We start from the raw sequence: 22,359 nt of genomic DNA on the forward strand, positions 1-22,359 counted from the left end.
GGAGCCGCCGTTTCGCGTTCCCGCTACCGTACGGCGGGCTCCTCCACGCCCCACTGCGCGAGCAGCCGCAGCGCGTCCGCCGAGGCCGTCCCCGGCTCCGCGTGGTACGTCACAAGCACGAGATCCGGGTCCGGCCCGGCGACCTTCAGCGACTCGTACTGGAGGGTCATCTCGCCCACCAGCGGATGCCGCAGCCGCTTGGTGCCGTGCCCCTTGTCGGCGACCGTGTGCGCCGCCCACAGCGAGCGGAACTCCTCACTCCGTACGGACAGTTCGCCCACCAGCTCAAGCAGCGCCGGGTCCTCCGGATAGCAGCCCGCGTACAGCCGCAGCACGCTCACCACCTCGGTCGCCTTGCACTCCCAATCGAGGTAGAGATCGCGGGCGTTCGGATCGAGGAAGACCATCCGCGCCATGTTCCGGTCGCGCGGCTCCCACGTGGCGAAGTCACCGAGCAGCGCCCGGGCCATCCGGTTCCAGGCCAGGATGTCCAGGCGCCGGCCGACGACGAAGGCGGGCACGTCGTCCATCGCGTCCAGCAGGTAGGTGAGACCGGGCCGCACCTGCTGGGGCCGGGCGATCGTTGCCCGGTGCTGCTTCTTCTTGGCCGTCGGCTTCGCCAGATGCGTCAGATGCGCCCGCTCGGTGTCGCTCAGCCGCAGCGCCCGCGCGATCGAGTCCAGGACCTCCATGGACACATTGCGCCCGTTGCCCTGCTCGAGCCGGGTGTAGTACGCGACGGAGACCCCGGCCAGCTGCGCCAGCTCCTCGCGGCGCAGGCCCGGCACGCGCCGGTGGCGCCCGAAGTCCGGCAGGCCGACGTCCTCGGGCTTCAGCCGGGCCCGGCGCGAGCGCAGGAATTCGCTGAGTTCGGCACTGAGATCCATGCGTCCCGATTATCCCAGGTCGTACGACCGCACGGACGGCTGTTCCTGTCCCTGCCAGTGGTAGGCACGCTGGACGTAGGCAGAACAGAGGTCTGGGTAACCCTTCCGCGCTCCGGCAGGCTTGCCGCCATGACCACGAACGCCACCACTGTTCCCGCTTACGCCGCACCCGCCGCCAACGCCCCGCTGGAGCGCACCACCGTGCCGCGCCGCGCGGTCCGCGAGCACGACGTCCTCATCGAGATCAAGTACGCCGGCATCTGCCACTCCGACATCCACCAGGCCCGCGACGGCTGGGGCGAGGGCATCTTCCCGATGGTGCCCGGCCACGAGATCGCCGGCATCGTCACCGAGGTCGGCGCCGGCGTCACCAGGCACAAGGTCGGCGACCGGGTCGGCGTCGGCTGCTTCGTCGACTCCTGCCGGGAGTGCGCGTACTGCGAGCAGGGCCTGGAGCAGTACTGCGTCAAGGGCGGGACCGGCACGTACAACGCCCTCGACAAGAACGGCGAGCCGACCTACGGCGGCTACTCCACCCACATCGTCGTCGACGAGAACTACACCCTGCGCATCCCGGACGGCCTCGCCCTCGACGAGGCCGCGCCGCTGCTCTGCGCCGGCATCACCCTCTACTCGCCGCTCGCCCACTGGCAGGCCGGCCCGGGCAAGAAGGTCGCGATCGTCGGCCTCGGCGGCCTCGGCCACATGGGCGTCAAGATCGCCCACGCGCTCGGCGCCGAGGTGACGGTGCTCAGCCAGTCGCTGAAGAAGCAGGAGGACGGCCTCAAGCTGGGCGCCGACCACTACTACGCCACCAGCGACCCGAAGACCTTTGAGGAACTCTCCGGTTCCTTCGACCTGATCGTCTCCACCGTCTCGGCCCCGATCGACTTCGGCGCCTACCTGAGCCTGCTCAAGACGGACGGCGCGCTGGTGAACGTCGGCGCGCCCGAGGAGCCGATCGCGCTCAACCTGTTCTCCCTGATCGGCGGCCGCAAGACGCTCGCCGGCTCGATGATCGGCGGCATCGCCGAGACCCAGGAGATGCTCGACTTCTGCGCGGAGCACGGCCTGGGCGCGGAGATCGAGGTGATCAGCGCGGACCAGATCAACGAGGCGTACGAGCGGGTGCTGGCGAGCGACGTGCGGTACCGCTTCGTGATCGACACGTCGACGATCTGACGGGTTTTCGCAGGGCCGCGGCGACGTGATGGTGGTCGAGACGGTGCCGGGCATGACGTGCGAGGTAATCGACCCCGTACGGCATGCCCCGGCACGCTTGCGTCATGACCGCTTACGCCATCGGAAACCTGCACCCGAAGCCCGTCCTCGACGACGAGGTCCTCACCTACATCGAACGCATCCAGTCGACCCTCGACCCCTTCGGCGGCCGCTTCCTCGTCCACGGCGCCCCCGAGCGCGAGGTCCGCGAGGGCCAGTGGCCGGGCGCGCTCGTCATCATCGGCTTCCCGTCGATGGAGAACGCCCGCCGCTGGTACGAATCCGCCGCCTACCAGGCCCTGATACCGCTGCGGACCCGGCACATGCCGGGCGACGTCCTCCTGGTCGACGGAGTCGCCCCCGGCTACGACCCGACCGCGACCGCCGCACTGCTGCGCGCCACGGCCGACCCGGCGCCCGCGTCGGACGGCGATGGGCAGCGGAGGGTGTCGCCGGTGACGGGGGCGCCCTCGGCTGTGTTGCGGTCGTAGGTGACGGTCTTGACCGTGACAGGGCGTGTGCCGACGGCGACGTCGAAGTGCCTGTCGTGGTGGGCGACGGGCTGGAGGCGGGCGGTGGGCAGGGCGGCCGCGAGGGTGGCCGCGTCTGCCTCCCGGCCGGGGGCGTAGCTGATGACCGGTGGGCCGTCGGGGCGTACGGATGGTGCGGAGTGCGAGGTGTCGGTGACGACGAATCCGTTACGGCGCAAGGCGTCGGCGACGATCGGGTCGTCCACGCGAACCGCGATCAGAGCGGGGTTCGTCTTGACCGGGGTCTCCGGAACGGGCTGGATGCGGGGGTCGCCCGTGAGGGGGCGGTCCGCGCTCAGCGCGTTCCACAGGGCGGCGGAGCGGGCCTCGTCCCACACCAGAGTGGAACCCACTCCGGGCACGCGGTGGTCGAAGAGCCGGATCGGGACGGTGGCGAGCTCGATGTTCTCCGGCCGCAGGCGGCCGAGCGCCCGGCCGATGCGGACCAGGTCGCCCAACTCCGTTCCCTCGTCGGTGCGTACGGACCGCAGCAGGGCCCGGGCCGTGCGAGCCGTGCCCACCGGGTCGGACAGGGCGCCTTCGGCGGTGAGGCGGGCCAGCAGGTCGTTCACCATGCGTTGCTGGCGACGGACGCGGCCAAGGTCCCCGGGCGGGGTGAGGTGCCGGGCCCGGACGTAGCGGAGCGCGCCGTTTCCGTCGAGGTGGTGGACGCCGACGGGGATGTCGAGGCCGGAGCCGCTGTCCTTGAGGGCCTTGTCCGTGCACACGGTCGCACCGCGGAGGTCGTTGACGGCCTGCTCGAAGCCGGTGAACCCGGTCTCCAGGTAGTGGTCGATGCGCAGACCGGTGACCTTCTCGACGGTTCGTACGGTCAGGAGGCCCGCGCCACGCGCGAACGCCCCGTTGATCTTTCCGGAGGGGGCCGGCCCGGCGGCCGCGGTTGTCACCGGGGCGTCGGCGTACTGGACGTAGGAGTCGCGGGGGATGGAGACGATGCCGGCCCGCCGCCGGTCCTCGGAGAGGTGGACGAGCATCATCACGTCGGTGCAGTTGCAGCCCTTTCCGCCCACGTGGAGACGCTCCTTCTCGGCGGCGGAGAGCCCCGCGCGGCTGTCGATGCCGACGACGAGGATGTTCGTGCCGCGCCCGCCGCCAGGCGACTCACGCTCGCTGGAGACCGCCCGCGAGCCCGCGTAGGAGCCTCCGGCGAGGGCTGCCAGCAACGTGAGAGCAACGGTGATTCGACGCAACGCGCATCCTCGGAAAGAGTGCCGAAAGTCCGAATCGTGACGTTACCGGCACCCGCCCCGACCCCGGTCGCGCACACGACCAACCGGCACAAGAACCACCGTTCCGCGAACGACCTGACAGACCCGCAGTCTCGCTTACGGGCCGTCGTGGACGAAGGGGACCCAGAGCGTCGGGTCGGTGGGGTGCAGGGCGCGGAGTTCGCCGACGGCGCGGTGGAGGGCCCGGGCGGCGTCGGCGGAGGTCGGGCCGTCCGGGCCGGCGAGATGGCGGTAGAAGGCGGCGGCCACCTGGGGTGCGGCCTGGTCGTTGATGGACCACAGGGTCGCCACGACGTGCCGGAATCCCGCGATGCGCAGTGCGGCGGCGGTGTGCACGGCCTCGTCCGGGAGCTGCCCGGCGCCCAGACGGGTGTGGCAGGCGGACAGGAACGCGAGGTCAGCCGTGTCGAGTCGCAGGTCCGCAATGTCGAGGAGGTTGAGGTCACCATCCCTCAGGCAGAGGCCCGAACCGTCGGGTGCCGCCATGTCGAGCCAGCCGTGGCAGGCGAAGTGCGCCCAGGCATGCGCGGGCAGCTGTTGCCGTACTGCTGCCGTAGTGGCCGCGTCCTCGGCCAGAACCGTCAGCCGGCGGCGGCCGAGGATCTCGTCGAGCGCCCGGAGTTCCGCCGCCACTCCGGGCAGCACGGCGTGGCCGCGTTCGGTGTCGGTCAGCGCGACCGCCAGCAGCGTGGGATCCGCGGGCGCGGGCCGCCGCCGGGCGTCGACGAGGGCGGACAGTGTGGTGGTGTACGAGGACACAGCCGCGTACGGCAGGCCGACCGGTTCGGTGCGGTCGGCGGCGGCGCGCGGGTAGCGTCCGGCGGCGTGCAGCGGCAGAGCGGTAAGGGACGCCGTAGGGCACCACCACAGCCGGGGCGGGGTTGTCGACTTGGTCGGCCAGGCCAAGCGGTCGAGGACGGGCAGGGCGATGTGTTTCCACAGCCACTCCAGCGTGTCGTGCACAGTGTGCCGGGCACGCTCGCGTGTCAGGCCGGTGGCGTCCGACTCCATCGCTGCTGCTAGGTGGCTCATGTAGGTGTTGGCGACCGCGTCGATGCCCGGTACGTCCACGTCGGGCAGTTCCACGACGTCGATCCCTCCCTCCGGCAGCAGGAGGATCGCGTCGCAGCGGATGGTGCTGATGTTGACGATGACGACGGGCCCTTCCGCCGCGGCGGGGGCGAGTTCGTCGAACGCGGCCGGTCCGAGGAACGCGGCGAACCCGGGCAGCTCCCGTACCTCGCACACCAGTTGCTGCCAGCGCCGGGCCAGCCGCAGACGTTCTTCCCGGTCGAGTCCGCCATCCTCGTTGAGCGTTGCACGGACCTGCTCAAGCTCGGCGGCGCGAGCGGGGTCGTAGGCGGCGAGAGCGGCGAGATCCGCGCGCAGGTGCAGGGTCGAGCCCCACAGCACCGACCGGCCCTGTTCGAGCAGTTCCACGGCCAGTTCGGGCTGCCCGGTGGCGATTGCCAGGGCCGCCGCTACGCGCGGCATCGCCTTGCCGTCGTGGATGCTCTGCACCTGGTCGTCCCGGTCCAGGCCGGCCCAGCCGAACTCGCGGAGCAGTGTGACCGCGGCGCAGCCCGCCGCCAGTGCGTCGGCCTGGTCGTCGGCCTCGATCGCGACCCCGGCCCAGCAGCGCGCTGCGAACAGCCGGTCCTGGACGGAGGAGCCCGTCGCTTCCGTCGCGGCCCGGAAAGCCGCCACAGCCGCCCGGCGGTCCGATTCGTCCTGATGGCGGAGGAACCGGTCGACCAGGGCTGCGGCCTGGCCCGTCTTCACCTGGGCGTAGACGTAGTCCGTCTCGTCACACGCGGCAGCGGCCGCCGTGAAGGCTGCCAGTACCTCGTCCTCGTGGACGACGATCCCATGCTTGTCGGCACCCATCAGTACGTGGCCCAGCACCCGGTTCGTGTCGACCTCCGGCCTGCCGCCGGTCGCCAGGGCAGCCGCCTGTCGCGCCACCTCGACAGCCTCGCTCCACCGCCCGGCGGCCTTGAGCTCCTGGGCAAGCAGCGCCGCGACGAAGGGCCGCTCCACATGGGCCGGCGGCAGGGCGTCCAGCGCGCGCCGGGCCGCGTCCACGGCGGCCTCCCCTTGGGCGGCGACTGTCTCCTGCACCAGCCTCTGCGGGTGGCCCGCCGGCGCGCCCCGTAAGACCTTCCGCAGGTGTTCTCCGACAAATTCGGCGTCCCGCCTGTCCGTGGCCCGTCCGGTCACGTCGGCCCGCGCATGCAACGCTGCCATGAGCGTCGTCGCCGCCTCGGAGGCGTGCGTGGCGGTATCCGCTGCCCCAGCCGCGAGCAGCACCTCGATCGCGGCATTCAGATCGTCCAGTGAACCGCGCCCTGCGCCGCGGGTGATCAGTGCGACTGCCAGGTTGTTCCGTGACACCACGTCCGCGTCGCCGGAGGTCGTGCGTCCGACCGCCGCCCGGCCCAGGTCGACGGCCTCGTCCAGGAGCGGGTCCTCGTCGGCGTCCTCGGCCAGGGACGACAGTGCCCCGCAGAGGCTCGACTCCAGTGCCGCCCGGTCCTTCGGGGTGCCGCCGGGCTGTGCCAGGGCCGGTCTGCCGACCGCCTCTACGGCGGTGCGCAGCGCGCCCGCGTCTCCGGTCGCCCGGTACCGCGTGTGCTCCAGGGCGATCAGGAGCTGAGTGGCCCTCAGCCGCGCGAAGTGACCGGCCGGCAGGACGGACAGGGCCTCGTACGCGACGCCGAGCGCCTCGACGAGGTCCTCGGTCCGTCCCCGGTGGTCGTACCGGTCTCTCAGCAGGTCACGCAGTGAGGCCAGCATGAGGGTTCGGGCGGGAAGGTCCGAAGACGCCGACCGCACGCTCTCCCGGTTGAGGGTGACCGCCCGGTCCAGCAGGTCCACGTCGCCTGTGGCCGTGAACTCCCCGTACGAGCGCGCCGCGGCCGCGTAGAGCACCACCGGCTCGGTCATCGGCTGCCAGACGAAGAAGGGATCGCCGGGCTCGCTCGCAGTGTGGACCAGCCGGTAGATCTGGTCGGCTGCCTCCGGATGCCCGGCGGCATGCGCGCGGGAGAACCAGTAGAACGCCTCCGCGTACTGTTGCCGTCCCAACGCGCGCACGCCGCTCCGGTGGAAACCGCCGTACTCACCCTCGTCGACCGGCATGGCCCCCCTTGCCGCAGCAGATGGTTCGATGCGGCCCCAGCGTAGGCCGCCGCTCACTACAGTGATGCCATGTTCGAAGCAGCCGCCCTCGACTACGTGCTCACCACCGACTACAGGTGGACCGAACGCGCCTTCGAACTCCTGGGGACGGGCGAACTCACCATCACCCCGTACGCAGGGGGCGGCGCGCCCTGTTTCGTGGTCTCCGGTCGGTGCCCCCGCTGCGACCACCACCTGGTGGACCGTCAGGTCACCACTGCGCTCACCGGCCTGTCCGGGCCCAGCCGCGGCGAGGATGGCGAGCAGCCGGCCGTCGTGATGCTGGATGTGACCTGCGGCTGCGGCAGCGAGCACGGGAACGCCCCGGCGGGGGCGATCGGTTGCGGAGTCAGCTTTCGGATCGAAGTGGTCGCCGGATGAACCTCGTGCCCCGCCTGCCGGCGCGGCCGCCCACCGAGACGGATCTGGCGGAGCGCGACCGGTTCCAGGCGATGGTGCGCGAGTCGCTGCCGAGCGTACGGGCCAGCGCGGAGGCATGGCGCAACGGCCTGGCGGCCTTTGTCACCCTGGTCGGCGCCGCGGTCGTGATCAAGGGCCGGACCACCACAGCCGACCTTCCACCGCTGTGGCGGCTGGCCGTCACCGTGATGATCGGCGGCGGTCTCGCCCTCGCCGTGACGGGCCTGTGGCACGCCCTGGCCGCGCAGTCCGGGACGAAGCCGCTGGCGGTCACTCTGGCCGACATCCACCGCGAGTACGGTTCGGTGGACGGCTTCGAGCTCGCCACCGCGATCCGGGCTGCGCGCCGGCTGACGCTCGCCCGCCGCGCCGTCGCGCTGGCGCTGGCCTGCCTGTTCATCGGGACGGCCCTCACCTGGTGGGCACCCGGAGCGTAGCCGGTGAACCCTCCGGGCTGCGGGCCGGCCGCTGGTCGATCTCGACGCCGGCGAACGGCGGCGCACGTCGGACATCGCATGGACCTCCAGGGCCCGCTCAGCGCTTCAGGAAGCGAGGCTCCGGCCACGCGGTGATCGGCTCGCTGGACGACGAGTAGATCTCCAGGAGTGACAGGTAACCGTCCTTGGTGAATACCACCACCCCGGCGTCGTCAGATACGGCATACCAGGCGTCCGCGGCCGGATTCCGTGCTCCGGGGCCCGCGGCACGGCCGCGCGGTCCACCGTCAGGTCGACCGTCGCGCAGCCGCAGCCGCAGCCGCAGCCGCAGCCGCAGCCGCAGCCGCACCGGCCCGTCACTCGCGCATGCGGAATCTGAGCGCGCAGGGCGCTGCTCACCGGATCGGGACCGGCGAGCAGCGCGTTCAGCGTCGCTGTCGCGTCCGGAGGGAGGGGCTCAATCATCGGCCTTCGCGACGCCGATCGGGCAGGAGACGCCCGTGCCGCCGATGCCGCAGTAGCCGGCCGGGTTCTTGTCCAGGTACTGCTGGTGGTAGGCCTCGGCCGGGTAGAACGGGCGGCCCTCGGAGGGGAGGATCTCCGTGGAGATCGTGCCGTAGCCGGAGCCCGTCAGGACCTTCTGGTACGCGGCGCGGGAGGCCTCGGCGGCCGTGGCCTGGGCCGGGGTGTGGGTGTAGACCGCCGAGCGGTACTGCGTGCCGACGTCGTTGCCCTGGCGGAAGCCCTGGGTCGGGTCGTGGGACTCCCAGAAGAGCTTGAGCAGCTGCTCGTACGAGACCTTCGCCGGGTCGAAGACGACCCGGACGACCTCGGTGTGCCCCGTGAGGCCCGAGCAGACTTCCTCGTACACCGGGTTCGGGGTGAGACCGCCCTGGTAGCCGACCAGCGTCGTCCAGACGCCCTCGGTCTGCCAGAACTTGCGCTCGGCGCCCCAGAAACAGCCGAGGCCGAAGTCGGCCACCTCAAGCCCCTCGGGGTACGGGCCGAGCAGCGGGTTGCCCAGGACCGTGTGGCGCTCGGGCACCGCGAACTCGGGCTCGGGGCGGCCCTTCAGCGCCTGCTCGGGCGTGGGGAGGACGGGGGTGCGTGACAGGAACATGCGGCATCTCCTCGACGGTGGGCGTTACGCACAACGCCCGGGGGCCGGGAGGGATTCCCCCCGGCCCCCGGGCCCTCAGGCTCCTGCCACACGCACGCGCGCGGGACGGGCGGCGGCTACCGCGGCAGTGTCGCCGGGCTCCCGCCGTTCGCCTCGTACCCCGCCACCGCCAGGTTCCGGTACACCGTGTACTCCGCCGCCGGGTCGCCGCTCAGCGTCCACGGCAGCGCGCCCACGTGGCCGTCCACGTGCACCAGCTGGTGCATGGCCTCCGACCAGCGCTCCCCCCGGACCAGGAAGAGCACCAGCAGATGCCGGACGTGCGCGAGCATCGGGTCGTCGGGGCGGGCCGAGTGGACCGCGTACAGCGCGCCCTCCATCGCCTTGCGCACCACCTCGGTCCGGAAGAAGTCCTGGACCAGCACGATCTCGGGCAGGTGCTCGTACACCGCGAACAGCGGCAGCGCGGCGAGCAGCGAGCCCTGCGGGGCGCGGGCCGCGGCCGCCGTCGCGAAGCGGTCGGCGTCCTCGCGCGAGCCGTGCCACTTCTCGCACCAGTAGTGCAGCGCCGCCAGGTGCGCGCCCATGTGCTGCGGCGCGCGGTCGATGATCTTCGCCCAGACCTGGTCGAACTCCTCGTGGCTGTAGCCGAGTCCACGGGCGACGGCGAGCTGCGTGATGTACGGGACGGGGTCGCCGGGAGCGAGCAGCGCCGCCTCCTCGCTCACCTTCTTCGCCTCTTCGAGGATGATCCGGAAGTCGTCCGTGCCGGCCGCGGACGAGCGCCACGCCTGCTGCACCAGGAACTCGGCGTGCACGGCGGCCCCGCCCGGGTCCTTCGGGGAGTCCGCCCGCCAGGCGCGCAGCCACGCCCCGCCGACGCCGGGCTTCTGCTGGAGCTCCAGGGAGGCCGCGCCCGCGAACGCCTGCACGCGCTGCCAGCGGACCTCGCCCTCCTTCTCCGTCCCCGCGAGCAGCTGCGAGGCCGCCCGCCAGTCCTGGGTCGCCTGGACCACGTCGAGCACGTCGAGCAGGTCCTGGTCCGGCCCCGGCATCCGTACGTCCTGCTCCTCCTGGAGCAGGAAGCCGTACGCCTCGGGGTCGGCGGCGTCCGGCGAGCCGGGCGCGACCTGCTGGATGCCGACCCCGCCGCGGCGGCGCCTCACGTACGGGGTCACGACCGCGACCAGCAGCCCGACCGCGATCAGGAACCAGAGAATCTCCATGCGTCCATTGTCCAGGACACCCGGTGAGACGATGAGCGGCGGTCCCCGCCTCTCAGGACTACGCTCCTGAACCATGAGCGACGAGCACATCCACCAGAGCTTCGAGACCCGCGCGATCCACGCGGGCAACACCGCCGACCCGCTGACCGGCGCGGTCGTCCCGCCCATCTACCAGGTGTCCACGTACAAGCAGGACGGCGTGGGCGGGCTGCGCGGCGGTTACGAGTACAGCCGGAGCGCCAACCCCACGCGCACCGCCCTCGAGGAGAACCTCGCGGCCCTCGAAGGCGGCCGGCGCGGACTGGCCTTCGCCTCCGGCCTGGCCGCCGAGGACTGCCTGCTGCGGACGCTGCTCGTCCCCGGCGACCACGTCGTGATCCCCAACGACGCGTACGGCGGCACCTTCCGGCTCTTCGCCAAGGTCGTCCAGCGCTGGGGCGTGGACTTCTCCGTCGCCGACACCTCCGACGTCGAGTCGGTGCGCGGCGCGGTCAACGACCGTACGAAGGTGATCTGGGTCGAGACCCCGTCGAACCCGCTGCTCGGCATCACCGACATCGCGGCCGTCGCGGCCGTGGCCCGCGCGGCGGGCGCGAAGCTCGTCGTCGACAACACCTTCGCCTCGCCCTACCTCCAGCAGCCGCTGGCGCTCGGCGCGGACATCGTCGTGCACTCGCTGACGAAGTACATGGGCGGGCACTCGGACGTCGTGGGCGGCGCGCTGGTGACGGCCGACGAGGCGCTCGGCGAGGAACTGGCGTACCACCAGAACGCGATGGGCGCGGTCGCCGGGCCGTTCGACTCGTGGATCGTGCTGCGCGGCATCAAGACGCTCGCGGTCCGCATGGACCGGCACAGCGAGAACGCGGGCAAGGTCGCCGAGATGCTGACCCAGCACCCCAAGGTCACCCAGGTCCTGTACCCGGGGCTGCCGGAGCACCCGGGGCACGAGATCGCCGCCAAGCAGATGAAGGCCTTCGGCGGCATGATCTCCTTCCGCGTGCAGGGCGGCGAGGAGGCGGCCGTCGAGGTCTGCAACCGCGCGAAGCTCTTCACGCTCGGCGAGTCCCTGGGCGGCGTCGAGTCGCTGATCGAGCACCCGGGCCGGATGACGCACGCGAGCGTGGCCGGCTCGGCCCTGGAGGTCCCGGCGGATCTGGTCCGGCTCTCGGTGGGCATCGAGAACGTGGACGACCTGCTGGCGGACCTGCGCCAGGCGCTGGGGTAGTCAGCCTTCTCTCGTGGGGCGCCCGGGCCCTGTCACCAGCCTTCGAGCGGCGGCGTCGTCTCCGCCGGTGGTACGTGCCAGGGCTCGGCCACCGACGCCCAGACCGCGAACGCGAGCGTGGCCGCGACGAGCAGCGCCCACAGGGCCCGGCGCACCGCCCGGTCGCGGTGGAGCAGCCGGGCGCCGCGTGCGACGGCCCGGGCGACCAGGTCGGCGGGGACCTGCGGGTGCGGGGACTCCAGCATCCGCCGTACCTCGTCCTCCTTGTCCCCGTACCGGCTCACGAGGCGAGCCTCCCCGGCGGCTGCCCCCGCCGGTCCCGCAGGGCGGACACGGAGCGGGCGCAGATGGCCCGTACCCGCTCCTCGGGCAGGCCGAGCAGCGCCGCGGTCTGCTCCTCGGCCACCCCCTCGTACAGCCGCAGCACCACGATGAGACGTTCCTGCGGGGTGAGCGCGGAGAGGATGCCGCCCCGGCCGCGGTGGTGCCGCCAGGCGGTGCGCGCGAAGCGGGCGGCGAGGTCGGCGCGGGTGCGGTCGTACGGATCCTCGCCGCGCAGCCGGTCCCAGTGGGCGTAGGTGTGGGCGAGGGACGCGGTCAACAGGGCCTCGGCGCGCGGGCTGCGGTCGCGGGTCTCGGCGGTGAGCAGCGTCGCGGCATGCAGCAGCCGCCCCGCCGCCCCCGCCACGAAGGCCTCGAACTGCCGGGTGCGGCGGCGGTGTTCGCCCACCAGGCCGTCTCCTGGGGCTCCTCTTGGGCCGCCCTGTCGATCGCGCACGTCCTCATATGAGGACAGGGCGCGGCCCGGGTCAAGAGGTCGCGGCGGACTCCGTCTCTGCAGCGGGCGGCAGGCCCGACTGGCGCGCGGAGAGCGCCGAGTTGAAGCGGGTGAGCAGGGTGCAGAACGACTCGCGCTCGGACGCCGTCCAGCCGTCCGTCACCTGCGCCATCAGCTCGCGGCGCGAGGCGCGGACCTCCTCCAGGCGGGCCAGGCCGCGCGGGGAGAGCTGGAGCACGACCGCGCGGCCGTCCTCCGGGTGCGAGGTGCGCTTGACCAGGCCGGTGTCGACGAGCGGGGCGACCTGGCGGGTGACGGTCGAGGAGTCGATGCCCATGCCCGCCGCGAGCGCCTTGACGCCCATCGGACCCTCCTGGTCGAGCCGGTTCAGGAGCAGGTACGCGGCCCGGTCCATCGAGTTGCGGAGCTGCCCGGTGCCGCCGAGACGGGTCTGTTCGGCCCGCCGGGCGAAGACGGCCACCTGGTGCTGGAGGGCATCGAGGAGACCGGGGTCGAGCTGAGTCGTCATGTCCTGAGATGTGGGCATGGCTGCGGTGGCTCTCTCGTGCGGTGGTCGGTTGGTGGGGGACAGAGTACGCGGACCTTCGGGGGTGCGTACCTGCGCTGCGCAAACCTGCTGCGACGGCCGTTCCCCGGGCGGCCACGGGGCCCTTGAGCTGCGAGACTTGCTGTCATGAGCTTCCGTAGGCCAGACCCCTTGCATCCGCTGATCCTCGACGACGTCCGCGGGGCGCAGAAGATGCTGTCCGGGGTGGCCCGAGTGACCGCGATGGAGGGCAGCCGCCATCTGTCGTCGCTGGTGGGGGCCCCGGTCCACCTCAAGTGCGAGAACCTTCAACGAACCGGTTCGTTCAAGCTGCGCGGCGCGTACGTACGGATCGCGGGGCTGCGGCCCGAGCAGCGGGCGGCCGGGGTGGTCGCCGCCTCGGCGGGCAACCACGCGCAGGGGGTCGCGCTGGCCTCCGCGCTCCTCGGGGTGCACTCCACGGTCTTCATGCCGGTCGGCGCCCCGCTGCCGAAGGTCGCGGCGACCCGGGACTACGGCGCCGAGGTGCGGCTGCACGGCCATGTCGTGGACGAGACGCTCGCGGCGGCGGAGCAGTACGCGGCGGAGACCGGCGCGGTCTTCATCCACCCCTTCGACCACCCGGACATCATCGCCGGACAGGGCACGGTGGGCCTGGAGATCCTGGAGCAGTGCCCTGAGGTCCGCACGATCCTGGTCGGGGTGGGCGGGGGCGGGCTCGTCGCCGGTATCGGGCTCGCGGTGAAGTCCGTACGGCCCGATGTGAAGGTGATCGGCGTGCAGGCGGAGGGCGCGGCCGCCTATCCGCTGTCGCTGGCCGCCGGGCATCCGGTCGCGATCGCGTCGCCGGTGACGATGGCGGACGGGATCAAGGTCGGGCGGCCGGGCGACGTGCCGTTCGCGATCGTCCGCGAGTACGTGGACGAGGTCCGTACGGTCTCCGAGGACGCGCTCTCCTCGGCGCTGCTGCTCTGTCTGGAGCGGGCGAAGCTGGTGGTCGAGCCGGCCGGTGCGAGCCCGGTGGCGGCGCTGCTGAGCGACCCGAAGGCGTTCCAGGGTCCGGTGGTCGCTGTCCTGTCGGGCGGGAACGTGGACCCGCTCCTTCTGCAGCGGATCCTGCGCCACGGCATGGCGGCCGGGGGCCGCTATCTGAGCCTACGGCTGCGGGTGACGGACCGGCCGGGCACGCTGGCGACGCTGCTCGCGGTGCTGACGGTGGTGGACGCGAACGTGCTTGACGTCAGCCATGTGCGTACCGATCCCCGGCTGGGCCTGACGGAGGCGGAGGTGGAACTGCACCTGGAGACGAAGGGCCCGGAGCACTGCCGCGAGGTGGAGGCGGCGCTGCGGGAGGCGGGGTACGTGGTGATGACGTAACGGGCGGGCACGGCTCACCGGAACCGGCGGCGCCGGGGATCGAGGAATCGATCCCCGGCGCCGTTCTCGTCGCGCGCGAAAACCCTCTTGTGTATCGCGATGTATCGCGTTAGCTTTGTGGGGCAGGTCACCAATTCGCTGGGCGGCACCCGCCGTTCAAACCTAAACTTGCGTGGAAAACGCCCAATTCACTGGGAGAACCCACATGCCAGGCGCGATCTACGCCGAAGGTCTGGTGAAGACATTCGGCGACGTACGAGCTCTGGACGGCGTGGACCTCGACGTACCCGAGGGCACGGTCCTGGGCCTGCTCGGCCCGAACGGCGCGGGGAAGACGACCGCCGTGCGCGTACTGACGACGCTTCTCCAGCCGGACAGCGGGAAGGCCCTCGTCGCGGGAATCGACGTGCTGAAGCATCCCAACGAGGTGCGGCGCTCGATAGGACTCTCCGGCCAGTTCGCGGCGGTCGACGAGTATCTGACCGGCCGCGAGAACCTCCAGATGGTCGGGCAGCTCTACCAGCTGAACGCCAAGCGGGCGAAGGCCCGGGCCGACGAGCTGCTAGAGCGGTTCAACCTCGCCGACGCGGCCGACCGCACCGCCAAGACGTACTCCGGCGGCATGCGCCGCCGCCTCGACCTGGCAGCAGCGCTGGTCGTCTCGCCGCCCGTGATGTTCATGGACGAGCCCACGACCGGCCTCGACCCACGGAACCGCCAGGCGCTCTGGGAGGTCATCCAGGAACTCGTCGCGGGCGGTACGACCCTCCTCCTGACCACCCAGTACCTGGAGGAGGCCGACCACCTGGCCCACGACATCTGCGTCATCGACCATGGCAAGGTCATCGCCCGTGGCACCTCGGACCAGCTGAAGGCCCAGACGGGCGGCGAGCGCGTCGAAGTCGTCGTCCACGAGCCCGACATGATCGACCCGGCGCGGAACGTCCTCGCCCGCTACGGCGTGGCGGGCATCGGCCACGGCGAGGTCTCCGTCGAGAACCACACCCGCAAGCTCACCGTCCCGGTCACCGGCGGCGCCAAGCTGCTCGCCGAGGTCATCCGCGACCTGGACACCGTCGGCGTCGAGATCGACGACATCGGCCTGCGCCGGCCCACCCTCGACGACGTCTTCATCTCGCTGACCGGCCACGCTGCCGAGGTCGCCGAGGAGAACGGCGACGCCGCTGCCGGAGAGCCGCACCGTAAGGCCAGAAAGGAGGCGGTGAAGTGACCGCAGTGACCGACGCCGTGACGGCCCCGAAGCCGCGCGGCGGAATCGCCCAGTCCATCAGCGACTCGCTCGTCGTGCCCAACGCGTGGGGGGAGCAGGCGAAGTGAGCACCATGAACGACTCCCTGGTCATCGCCCGGCGGAACTTGATTCGCATGACCAGGATTCCCGAGATGATCCTCTTCGGGCTCATCCAGCCAGTGATGTTCGTGGTCCTCTTCACGTACGTCTTCGGCGGCTCTATGAGTATCGGTGGCACCACCGACCCGGATGTCTACAAGAACTTCCTGATGGCGGGCATCTTCGCCCAGACGGTCACCTTCGCCACGGCCGGCGCGGGCGCGGGCATCGCCGACGACATGCACAAGGGCCTGATCGACCGCTTCCGCTCGCTGCCGATGGCCAGGGGCGCGGTCCTCACCGGCCGTACGCTCGCCGACCTGGTGCAGACGGCGCTGACGCTGATGGTCCTTGCGGCCGTCGCGCTGATCATCGGCTGGCGACCCGGCTACGCGGAGCCGACAAACTTCGGGAAGGTCATGGCGGGCTTCGCCTTGCTCCTCCTCCTCGGCTACGCCTTCACGTGGATCGGCGCGCTCATCGGTCTGTCCGTGCGCACGCCGGAGGCGGCGACGTCCGGCGGCCTGATCTGGCTGTTCCCGGTCACGTTCATCTCGAACGCTTTCGTGGACTCCAGCCAGATGCCGTCCTGGCTCCAGCCGATCGCCGAGTGGAACCCGTTCAGTGCCACCGTGCAGGCGTGCCGCACGCTCTTCGGCGACCCGGGCCTGTCCCCGTCCGACGCATGGCCGATGCAGTACCCGGTGTGGGCGTCGCTGATCTACTCGGTCCTGATTATCGTGGTGTTCAGCACCCTTGCGGTACGGAAGTACCGCCGCGCAGACGGTTGATCGCAGCAGCCCGGACCGAAGGCCGGAGGAACTGACCCTCCGGCCTTCGTCGTTGTGGGGGGCCTGCCTTCCCAGGGCATACCCTGGACTGGAGGTGATTCGATGTCGTCGCTCAGCGAGAACGTCCGTAAGCACCGCCGCCGGACCGGAATGAGTCAGGAACAACTCGCCGAGGCTGCCGACCTGTCCGTGGGCCTCGTCCGTAAGGCCGAGCAAGGCGGGAACCTCTCAGTCGAGTCCATCCATGCGCTCGCTCGCGCCCTCGGCACGACGACTTCAGAACTCTTCGCCACCGAGGCCCCTGACCCCGTCCACATCAGCGCAGGCGATGGCCCGAAGCTCTCCGAGCTGCGCCGTGCACTCATGCCGCCGGTCGGCCTGCGTGAAGTGCTCGTCGAGGCCGAGGAAGCGCCCGTACTGTCCTCGGTGCAGCGGGACATCGACGACAGCCACGCCCTGTACCAAGCCGACCACTACGACAGCGTGGCCAAGAAGCTGCCAGGCATCTTGCGCAACGCCGAGGCCGCCGTGAACCTCGCCGAAGAAGCGGAGGCCCGGCACGACGCCATCGTCGTGCGCGCCGGCGCCTACCTGCTCGCCGGCAAGTACCTGACGCAGGTCCGGCGCTACGACATGGCCTACCACGCCCTCTCGCTGGGCATCAGGGACGCTCGCGACGCTGACAAGAAGCACATCGCGGCTACGGGCGTTGTAGGCATGGCCTGGCTCCTCCTGCGGCAGGACCGCTTCGACGAGGCCGAGCACCTGGCCACCGTGACGGCTGAGGAGATCGAGCCGCGCATGTCCAAGGCCGCCCCGGGCGAACTGGCCCTCTGGGGTGAGCTTCTTCAGCGTGTGGCGTCCGCCGCCATGCGGAACAACCGCCCTGACATCGCCCGGGAGGCCCGGCGCATGACTGCCACGGCGGCAAGCGGCCTGGGTCGCGAACACGTCGACTTCCGGCAGCACTGGACCACTTTCGGGCCGGTGACGGCCGAGGCGAAGGCGATCGAAGACCTCGCGCTCATCGGAGACTACCGAGGCGTGATCAGCAGGGCTGACGAGGGCCCCATCGGGCCGAAGGGGCTGAAGAAGTTCGGCCGGCCGAGCGCCAACAACTGGGACAGGCACCGCCTTGATGTCGCAAGGGCCCACGCCAAGCTCGGGTCACACCAGGATGCGATGGACGAGTTGGGCACGATCAAGGAGTCGTCTCCCGAGTGGCTGCGGCACCAGGCGATGGCCCGCTACATCATGACCGACATCCTGGAGCGCCGTAAGAGGACGCTGACTCAAGAGATGCGCAACATGGCTGTTCACCTGGGGATTTCCGGCTAACTACCACGGCCCGTAGCACTTCCTGTCGACGCGTCAGGGAATCGCTACGGACCGTACTTGGTCGCTCACCCGCAGCGACCCTAACTTCGTGGCCATGACGAGCGACGAAGAAACGAGGCGTCCCAAGGTCGGTGAGCTGGGTAAGGACATGGCCACCGGGATGACGGGCGTGATCATGGGCGATGTAGGGGGCCGGTACCAGATGCGGCCCGTCAATGGTGGAGTCGAGTGGGACGCGGTGCCGGAGCATGTCGACTTCCTGTCGGCGCGGGAAGAGCTGAGCGTGCGCCTGGCAGTCCGTAACGCGATCTCGGAGAACGCCCTGTGAGCCCCCAGGCGATCCTTCGGGTCGCCATCTACCTGCGCGTGTCCACTGCGCAGCAGCTCGAAGGCTACGGACTGAAGGTCCAGAAGGATCAGTGCCGAGCCTGGATCGCGTTCGCGCTACGAGGGGTCAAGCACACCATCGTGGACGTATACGTGGACGGTGGTGTCTCAGGCAAGCTGGCCGGCCGCGACGACCTGGACCGCCTGACCGCTGACGCCATGGGCGGGCGCCTCGACCTGATCGTCTTCGGCAAGCTCGACCGTATCGGCCGCACGATGCACAACATCCACCGCTGGGTCTACGACGTGACGGTCAAGGGCATCCGAGTCGCCACCGCAGACGGCCGGCTCGACTCCGACGATGACAAGTTCGGCACCCAGCTCTCCCTCCTCGCCTACATGGCCGAGGTCGAACACGCCCTCATCCTGGAACGCACGACGGGCGGCCGGATGCAGAAGGTCGCGGTCGGGGGCTGGCCCCTCGGCGAGCCGCCGTTCGGCATCATGCTCGACGGCGACGGAAAACCCGTCCTGAACCCGGCCGAGATCGAGCAGGTCGAGAAGGCCGAGGAACTCTTCGTCCAATCCGATGTGACGCCCACCCGTGAGGAGGTGGCCCGTCAGCTCAACGCCCTCGGCTACCGCACGCGTCGGGGGAAGGAGTGGGAGGGCGGGAACCTCGCCGCGCGCCTGCTCGCCGGCCTGAAGGGCTACGTCGACTTCGTCTTCACTGGCGAGAACGAGGATGGCGAGGAAATCACCACCTCGTACCGCGTCGACGTCCCCAAAACCCTCCCGGACGACCGCGCGGAGGAACTGAAGGCTGCCCTCGCCCGTGGCTCCCGCTCCAAGAGCAAGCACAGCACGTACATGCTCTCCGGCCGCCTCTTCAGCACCTGCGGGAGCCACCGAACCGGCTCGATCGTGCCCGACACGGGTGATCGGTACTACCGGTGCATGGGGACGCGCGAAGGTGTTGAGAACCACGACTGCTGGGAGATCCCGGTTGACGCAGTGGACGCCGCAGTCTGGGAGGAGGCCAAGGGTCTCCTGGCCGACAAGGACAAGCTCCGCGGGCTGATCGAGGAGAACCTGGGCACCATCCCGGATCGCGCCGAGTCCTACCGCAAGCGTCTGGGCGAGCTGGACGAGCTGATCGAGAAGAGGCGCGGCGCCCGTAAGCGCAAGATCGCCCTCCTGCTTGCCGCCGCCGAGGGGGAGGACGAGGACGACGCCAAACTCGTCGAGGAACTGAAGGCGGAGATGAAGGAGCAGGAGGCGGAGCTCGTCCAGGAGCGCGACCGCGTCGCCGACTGGCTTCACGAGGTGGAGGGTCAGGAGGATCGGGCAAGGGAGATGCTGGCCAGGGTCGACAAGCTCGACGACCGTCGCCTCGACGACTTCACCCTCGACCAGAAGACGGGCCTGCTCGACCTGCTCGACGTCCGGGTCCAGATCACTGGCAAGGGGATGCCCCGGCACAAGGGACTGGCCGACCCGATCGCCGAATGGCACCGCAAGACCGGCGTCACGATCCCGGTCCACATCACCGACGATCAGTGGGCCCAGGTCGAGCCGATCCTTTCCGGGAACCGGCAATGGAAGGACGTACGCGGCGGGTTCGAGGTCATGCTCGACAAGCTGCGTACCGGGCGGGCATGGAACGAGTACAGCGGATGCGAGGCCATCGGAGGACGCAGCTACGGGGCCCTGTACCGGCGCGTGCACCACTGGTGGGGCTCGGGCGAGTACGCGCGGGCGCTGGAGGCTCTGGCGCCCTACGAGGGGAGTCCTGTGCCGCCGCCCTACGTGCTCCCGCCGATGGAGGTGACCGGCTCGGCCGATCCGAAGTACACCGTCGAACATGCGGCTCAGGGAGGCTGATGCCGACCGCGCTCACGGTCGTCGTGCTCGCGATCGTCGTCCGACGCGTGGCCGATGCAGCACCCGGTGTGGGCGCCGATCCTCTCAAGTACCGCTCGGCTACGGCCTGATCGCGGGGATCAAGGGGCGTAGCCCGACACGATCTGGCCGTCGAAGGTGGTGACGAAGAGCGCCCCTCCGGCGGCCAGAACGCTGTTCGCGCCGTCGTTGACGGATCCGCCCGCCGCGGTCTCGAGCGCGACGATGTTGCCGGCGTCGTCCGAGGCCTCCGGATCGTCCAGCGGCATCGACCCGATCGCCGTGCCGCTGACGAGCAGGAGCCGGTCGCCCGCGAAGGACAGCTGCTCCGCGGCCGCACGCTTCGGGTCGGTGTCGCTCCAGCGCTCCTTCCCCGTCGCCAGGTCGTACAGGTGGAAGCTGTCCCGGTCGCTGAGCGCCACGACCCCCCGCTTGTTCACCGCGAAGCCGCCCCAGCCCTGGATCCCCCGGGCGAACATCCGGACGTTCTTCAGCGTGCCACCGTCGAAGACGGCGACCCCGCCGCCCTCCCCGGCCTGGCAGAGCACGGACTCCCTGTGGACGACGAGGACGAAGCAGCCCTTCGCGCCCGTGTTCCGCGCGGTCTCCTCGCCGGTACGGGCGTCCAGCGCGATCGGCATCCCGTTCCCCGGCACGTAGACCCGCCCGCCCGCGGCCACCGGCCACTCCGGGACGGCGTCGAGCCGCGTGCTCCACAGCACCCGACCGCCGTCGCCCAGCCGCACCGCGGTGACCAGACCGGACTGCTCGTCCGCCACGTTCACGTACGTCGTGTAGAGCACCCCGTCCAGCAGGTCGGTGCCCTTAACGGCCCAGCCGCCGTCCGGTACGGGCGTACGGCTCCGTTCCCCGCCGTCCTCCAGGCCGTACGCCGTCACGCCGTCCGGCCCGGTGACGTACACCTGGTCCCCGACGACGGCCGGGTGCTGGGCGGTCGGGCGGGGCAGCTCGCCGCGTGCGGGACGCGACCAGAGCGTGGTGCCGTCGGCCGCCTTCAGCGCGACGACCGCGCCGCCCTCGCCCGTGCAGACGAGCACCTCGGGGGCGAGGGCACACGGGCCCACGCCCTGGTCGGCCTTCACCGACCAGGGCGACCACCCGGCCGGCCGGGCGCTGCGGTCGGTGCCGTCCTTCCCGTAGTCGTTGGTGTGGCCTTCGCCGCCGTACGGCTGCACGACGTGGTCGAGCGCCACGGGTTTGTTCCCGCCGGTCGGCGTGGCCCCGCCGGAGCCGGAACCGGCCCCTGCCGAGCTCCCGCCGGACGAACTCCCTTGCGCGTCACCGTTGTTGAGGAGCGCCGCGCCCACGCCCGCCAGTACGGCGACGGCGACCACGCCCGCCGCCACCGCCGCCCACGGGCGGCGCCTGCGCTGCGGACCCACCGGAGGCGCGCCGGGCCGGGAGGTCATCGCGGTGGGGGAGTACGGCACCTGCGGGGCCACCGTCGGCAGGTCCGCCACGCCCGCCCCGGACGCCGCCGCCTCACCGGCACGCCGCGCCGCATCCCCGTACTCCGCGAGGAGCGACAGCACCCCGCCTGGCCACGGGAACACCGTCGGCACCTCGGCGCCAAGCAGCTCCACCAGCTTCGCCGCCGACGGCCGCTCCGCCGGGTCGAGCCGCAGACACCGCTCCACGACCGGCCGCAACTCCTCCGGCACACCGCACAGTTCGGCCTCCGCCCGGCTGATCCGGAAGATCACCGCGGCCATCTCGTCGTCGTGGAACGGCCCGCGCCCGCTCGCCGCGAACGCGAGCACCGCGCCCAGACAGAACACGTCCGACGCGGGCACCACGGCCCGGCTGCCGACCAGATGCTCCGGTGACATGAAGCCGGGCGAGCCGACCACAAGACCCGTCGATGTCAGCGCGGTCGCCTCGAAGGCCTGCGCGATACCGAAGTCGATCAGCTTCGGCCCGGCGGCGCCCAGCAGCACGTTCGCGGGCTTCAGATCCCGGTGCAGCACCTGCGCCCCGTGCACGGAGTCCAGCGCCCGCGCGAGCGCCGCGCCCAGCGCCCGTACCGCCGCGACGGGCAGCGCCCCGGACCGTACGACGGCCTCGGCGAGCGAGGGGCCGGGCACGTACTCGGTCGCCAGCCACGGCACGGACGCCTCGGCGTCCGCATCGACGAGCAGAGCCGCGTACGGACTGGAGACCGCCCGTGCCGCCGCGATCTCGCGCCGGAAGCGGGTCCGGAAGTCCCCGTCGACCTCCAGGTCCTCCCGTACGGTCTTCACGGCGACCATCCGGTACGGATCGGCCGTCGGCGCGTCCGCCCGGCACGCCACATGGACCTCGCCCATACCGCCCGCCCCGAGCCGGGCGAGCAGCCGGTAGGGGCCGACGAGGCGCGGGGGCTGCCCGGCGGGCAGTGCTTCCAGCACCGAACACGTCCTTTCCGTACGTCACTTGGGAAGCTACGTCAC

General features: G+C 71.2%; 20 protein-coding genes and 1 pseudogene. 11 read left to right on the forward strand and 10 right to left on the reverse strand.

Going from position 1 to position 22,359, the window contains the following annotated elements; genetic code table 11:
• Positions 1-23: 23 nt before the first annotated feature.
• The gene (locus tag ACZ4VI_RS07525) at positions 24-887 is read right to left on the reverse strand and encodes a helix-turn-helix domain-containing protein (RefSeq protein WP_467997534.1); all 864 of its coding nucleotides are present in this window, start codon (positions 885-887) and stop codon (positions 24-26) included.
• 129 nt (positions 888-1,016) lie between these two features.
• On the opposite strand from ACZ4VI_RS07525, the gene ACZ4VI_RS07530 reads away from it, so the two are divergent.
• Together ACZ4VI_RS07530 and ACZ4VI_RS07535 are read left to right on the forward strand one after the other, a co-directional pair.
• A complete protein-coding gene (locus ACZ4VI_RS07530; protein WP_467997536.1) occupies positions 1,017-2,069 on the forward strand; it encodes an NAD(P)-dependent alcohol dehydrogenase in 1,053 nt (350 codons plus the stop codon).
• Positions 2,070-2,173: 104 nt separating this feature from the next.
• The gene (locus tag ACZ4VI_RS07535; RefSeq protein WP_467997538.1) at positions 2,174-2,599 is read left to right on the forward strand and encodes a DUF1330 domain-containing protein; all 426 of its coding nucleotides are present in this window, start codon (positions 2,174-2,176) and stop codon (positions 2,597-2,599) included.
• 599 nt (positions 2,600-3,198) lie between these two features.
• Here ACZ4VI_RS07535 and ACZ4VI_RS07540 read toward each other — a convergent pair.
• Positions 3,199-3,636, reverse strand: a pseudogene (locus tag ACZ4VI_RS07540) (LCP family protein); the annotation flags it as partial.
• A 348-nt stretch (positions 3,637-3,984) separates the two neighbouring features.
• Complete coding sequence (locus ACZ4VI_RS07545) at positions 3,985-7,029, reverse strand: CHAT domain-containing protein (protein ID WP_467997540.1); 3,045 nt, start codon at positions 7,027-7,029, stop codon at positions 3,985-3,987.
• Positions 7,030-7,098: 69 nt separating this feature from the next.
• Between ACZ4VI_RS07545 and ACZ4VI_RS07550 the strand changes: the two genes are divergently transcribed.
• Complete coding sequence (locus ACZ4VI_RS07550) at positions 7,099-7,449, forward strand: hypothetical protein (protein WP_467997542.1); 351 nt, start codon at positions 7,099-7,101, stop codon at positions 7,447-7,449.
• Positions 7,446-7,925 (forward strand): hypothetical protein, encoded by a 480-nt coding sequence (locus ACZ4VI_RS07555; RefSeq protein ID WP_467997543.1) that lies wholly within the window; start codon positions 7,446-7,448, stop codon positions 7,923-7,925. Before ACZ4VI_RS07550 ends, ACZ4VI_RS07555 begins: the two co-directional genes overlap by 4 nt.
• Before the next feature lie 97 nt (positions 7,926-8,022).
• Here the strand turns inward: ACZ4VI_RS07555 and ACZ4VI_RS07560 are convergent, their stop codons facing one another.
• The 3 genes from ACZ4VI_RS07560 to ACZ4VI_RS07570 form a co-directional block, all read right to left on the reverse strand.
• On the reverse strand, positions 8,023-8,274 hold the full coding sequence (locus ACZ4VI_RS07560; protein WP_467997545.1) for a hypothetical protein: 252 nt from the start codon (positions 8,272-8,274) through the stop codon (positions 8,023-8,025).
• A gap of 108 nt (positions 8,275-8,382) precedes the next feature.
• On the reverse strand, positions 8,383-9,045 hold the full coding sequence (gene msrA / locus ACZ4VI_RS07565; protein ID WP_467997547.1) for a peptide-methionine (S)-S-oxide reductase MsrA: 663 nt from the start codon (positions 9,043-9,045) through the stop codon (positions 8,383-8,385).
• 116 nt (positions 9,046-9,161) lie between these two features.
• Positions 9,162-10,271 carry a hypothetical protein gene (locus ACZ4VI_RS07570; protein ID WP_467997548.1) on the reverse strand — a complete coding sequence of 370 codons (1,110 nt, stop codon included), beginning with the start codon at positions 10,269-10,271 and terminating at the stop codon, positions 9,162-9,164.
• A gap of 73 nt (positions 10,272-10,344) precedes the next feature.
• Here ACZ4VI_RS07570 and ACZ4VI_RS07575 point away from each other — a divergent pair, with 73 nt between their 5' ends.
• The gene (locus ACZ4VI_RS07575; protein WP_467997550.1) at positions 10,345-11,499 is read left to right on the forward strand and encodes a cystathionine gamma-synthase; all 1,155 of its coding nucleotides are present in this window, start codon (positions 10,345-10,347) and stop codon (positions 11,497-11,499) included.
• A gap of 32 nt (positions 11,500-11,531) precedes the next feature.
• Here the strand turns inward: ACZ4VI_RS07575 and ACZ4VI_RS07580 are convergent, their stop codons facing one another.
• From ACZ4VI_RS07580 to ACZ4VI_RS07590, 3 genes are all read right to left on the reverse strand, one after another.
• Positions 11,532-11,783, reverse strand: coding sequence for a hypothetical protein (locus ACZ4VI_RS07580; protein WP_467997552.1), 252 nt, complete (start codon positions 11,781-11,783; stop codon positions 11,532-11,534).
• On the reverse strand, positions 11,780-12,229 hold the full coding sequence (locus tag ACZ4VI_RS07585; protein WP_467997554.1) for a sigma factor-like helix-turn-helix DNA-binding protein: 450 nt from the start codon (positions 12,227-12,229) through the stop codon (positions 11,780-11,782). The genes ACZ4VI_RS07580 and ACZ4VI_RS07585 overlap by 4 nt, the downstream gene beginning before the upstream one ends.
• Positions 12,230-12,308: 79 nt before the next feature.
• Complete coding sequence (locus ACZ4VI_RS07590; protein ID WP_467997556.1) at positions 12,309-12,824, reverse strand: MarR family winged helix-turn-helix transcriptional regulator; 516 nt, start codon at positions 12,822-12,824, stop codon at positions 12,309-12,311.
• Positions 12,825-12,971: 147 nt separating this feature from the next.
• Between ACZ4VI_RS07590 and ilvA the strand changes: the two genes are divergently transcribed.
• The 6 genes from ilvA to ACZ4VI_RS07620 all read left to right on the forward strand — a co-directional run bounded on the left by ilvA (position 12,972) and on the right by ACZ4VI_RS07620 (position 19,891).
• Entirely contained in the window at positions 12,972-14,201 is a 1,230-nt protein-coding gene (gene ilvA, locus ACZ4VI_RS07595) for a threonine ammonia-lyase (RefSeq protein WP_467997558.1), read from the forward strand.
• Between the two features lie 205 nt (positions 14,202-14,406).
• A complete protein-coding gene (locus ACZ4VI_RS07600; RefSeq protein WP_467997560.1) occupies positions 14,407-15,432 on the forward strand; it encodes an ATP-binding cassette domain-containing protein in 1,026 nt (341 codons plus the stop codon).
• A 112-nt stretch (positions 15,433-15,544) separates the two neighbouring features.
• Entirely contained in the window at positions 15,545-16,342 is a 798-nt protein-coding gene (locus ACZ4VI_RS07605) for an ABC transporter permease (protein ID WP_467998091.1), read from the forward strand.
• Between the two features lie 102 nt (positions 16,343-16,444).
• A complete protein-coding gene (locus ACZ4VI_RS07610) occupies positions 16,445-17,680 on the forward strand; it encodes a helix-turn-helix domain-containing protein (RefSeq protein ID WP_467997562.1) in 1,236 nt (411 codons plus the stop codon).
• 94 nt (positions 17,681-17,774) lie between these two features.
• The gene (locus ACZ4VI_RS07615) at positions 17,775-18,008 is read left to right on the forward strand and encodes a hypothetical protein (RefSeq protein ID WP_467997564.1); all 234 of its coding nucleotides are present in this window, start codon (positions 17,775-17,777) and stop codon (positions 18,006-18,008) included.
• Entirely contained in the window at positions 18,005-19,891 is a 1,887-nt protein-coding gene (locus ACZ4VI_RS07620; protein WP_467997565.1) for a recombinase family protein, read from the forward strand. Before ACZ4VI_RS07615 ends, ACZ4VI_RS07620 begins: the two co-directional genes overlap by 4 nt.
• Before the next feature lie 119 nt (positions 19,892-20,010).
• Here the strand turns inward: ACZ4VI_RS07620 and ACZ4VI_RS07625 are convergent, their stop codons facing one another.
• Positions 20,011-22,317: a protein kinase domain-containing protein gene (locus tag ACZ4VI_RS07625; RefSeq protein WP_467997567.1), complete on the reverse strand. Its 2,307-nt coding sequence runs from the start codon at positions 22,315-22,317 to the stop codon at positions 20,011-20,013.
• Positions 22,318-22,359: the final 42 nt, after the last annotated feature.

The sequence above is a fragment of the Streptomyces sp. NPDC029169 genome (genome assembly GCF_055563935.1).

Coding starts and splice junctions, on each gene's coding strand:
- ACZ4VI_RS07605 (WP_467998091.1), top strand. CDS start 15,545: ATGAACGACTCCCTGGTCATCGCCCGGCGGAACTTGATTCGCATGACC.
- msrA (WP_467997547.1), bottom strand. CDS start 9,045: ATGTTCCTGTCACGCACCCCCGTCCTCCCCACGCCCGAGCAGGCGCTG.
- ilvA (WP_467997558.1), top strand. CDS start 12,972: ATGAGCTTCCGTAGGCCAGACCCCTTGCATCCGCTGATCCTCGACGAC.
- ACZ4VI_RS07555 (WP_467997543.1), top strand. CDS start 7,446: ATGAACCTCGTGCCCCGCCTGCCGGCGCGGCCGCCCACCGAGACGGAT.
- ACZ4VI_RS07575 (WP_467997550.1), top strand. CDS start 10,345: ATGAGCGACGAGCACATCCACCAGAGCTTCGAGACCCGCGCGATCCAC.
- ACZ4VI_RS07530 (WP_467997536.1), top strand. CDS start 1,017: ATGACCACGAACGCCACCACTGTTCCCGCTTACGCCGCACCCGCCGCC.
- ACZ4VI_RS07525 (WP_467997534.1), bottom strand. CDS start 887: ATGGATCTCAGTGCCGAACTCAGCGAATTCCTGCGCTCGCGCCGGGCC.
- ACZ4VI_RS07600 (WP_467997560.1), top strand. CDS start 14,407: ATGCCAGGCGCGATCTACGCCGAAGGTCTGGTGAAGACATTCGGCGAC.
- ACZ4VI_RS07545 (WP_467997540.1), bottom strand. CDS start 7,029: ATGCCGGTCGACGAGGGTGAGTACGGCGGTTTCCACCGGAGCGGCGTG.
- ACZ4VI_RS07535 (WP_467997538.1), top strand. CDS start 2,174: ATGACCGCTTACGCCATCGGAAACCTGCACCCGAAGCCCGTCCTCGAC.
- ACZ4VI_RS07610 (WP_467997562.1), top strand. CDS start 16,445: ATGTCGTCGCTCAGCGAGAACGTCCGTAAGCACCGCCGCCGGACCGGA.
- ACZ4VI_RS07590 (WP_467997556.1), bottom strand. CDS start 12,824: ATGCCCACATCTCAGGACATGACGACTCAGCTCGACCCCGGTCTCCTC.
- ACZ4VI_RS07570 (WP_467997548.1), bottom strand. CDS start 10,271: ATGGAGATTCTCTGGTTCCTGATCGCGGTCGGGCTGCTGGTCGCGGTC.
- ACZ4VI_RS07615 (WP_467997564.1), top strand. CDS start 17,775: ATGACGAGCGACGAAGAAACGAGGCGTCCCAAGGTCGGTGAGCTGGGT.
- ACZ4VI_RS07550 (WP_467997542.1), top strand. CDS start 7,099: ATGTTCGAAGCAGCCGCCCTCGACTACGTGCTCACCACCGACTACAGG.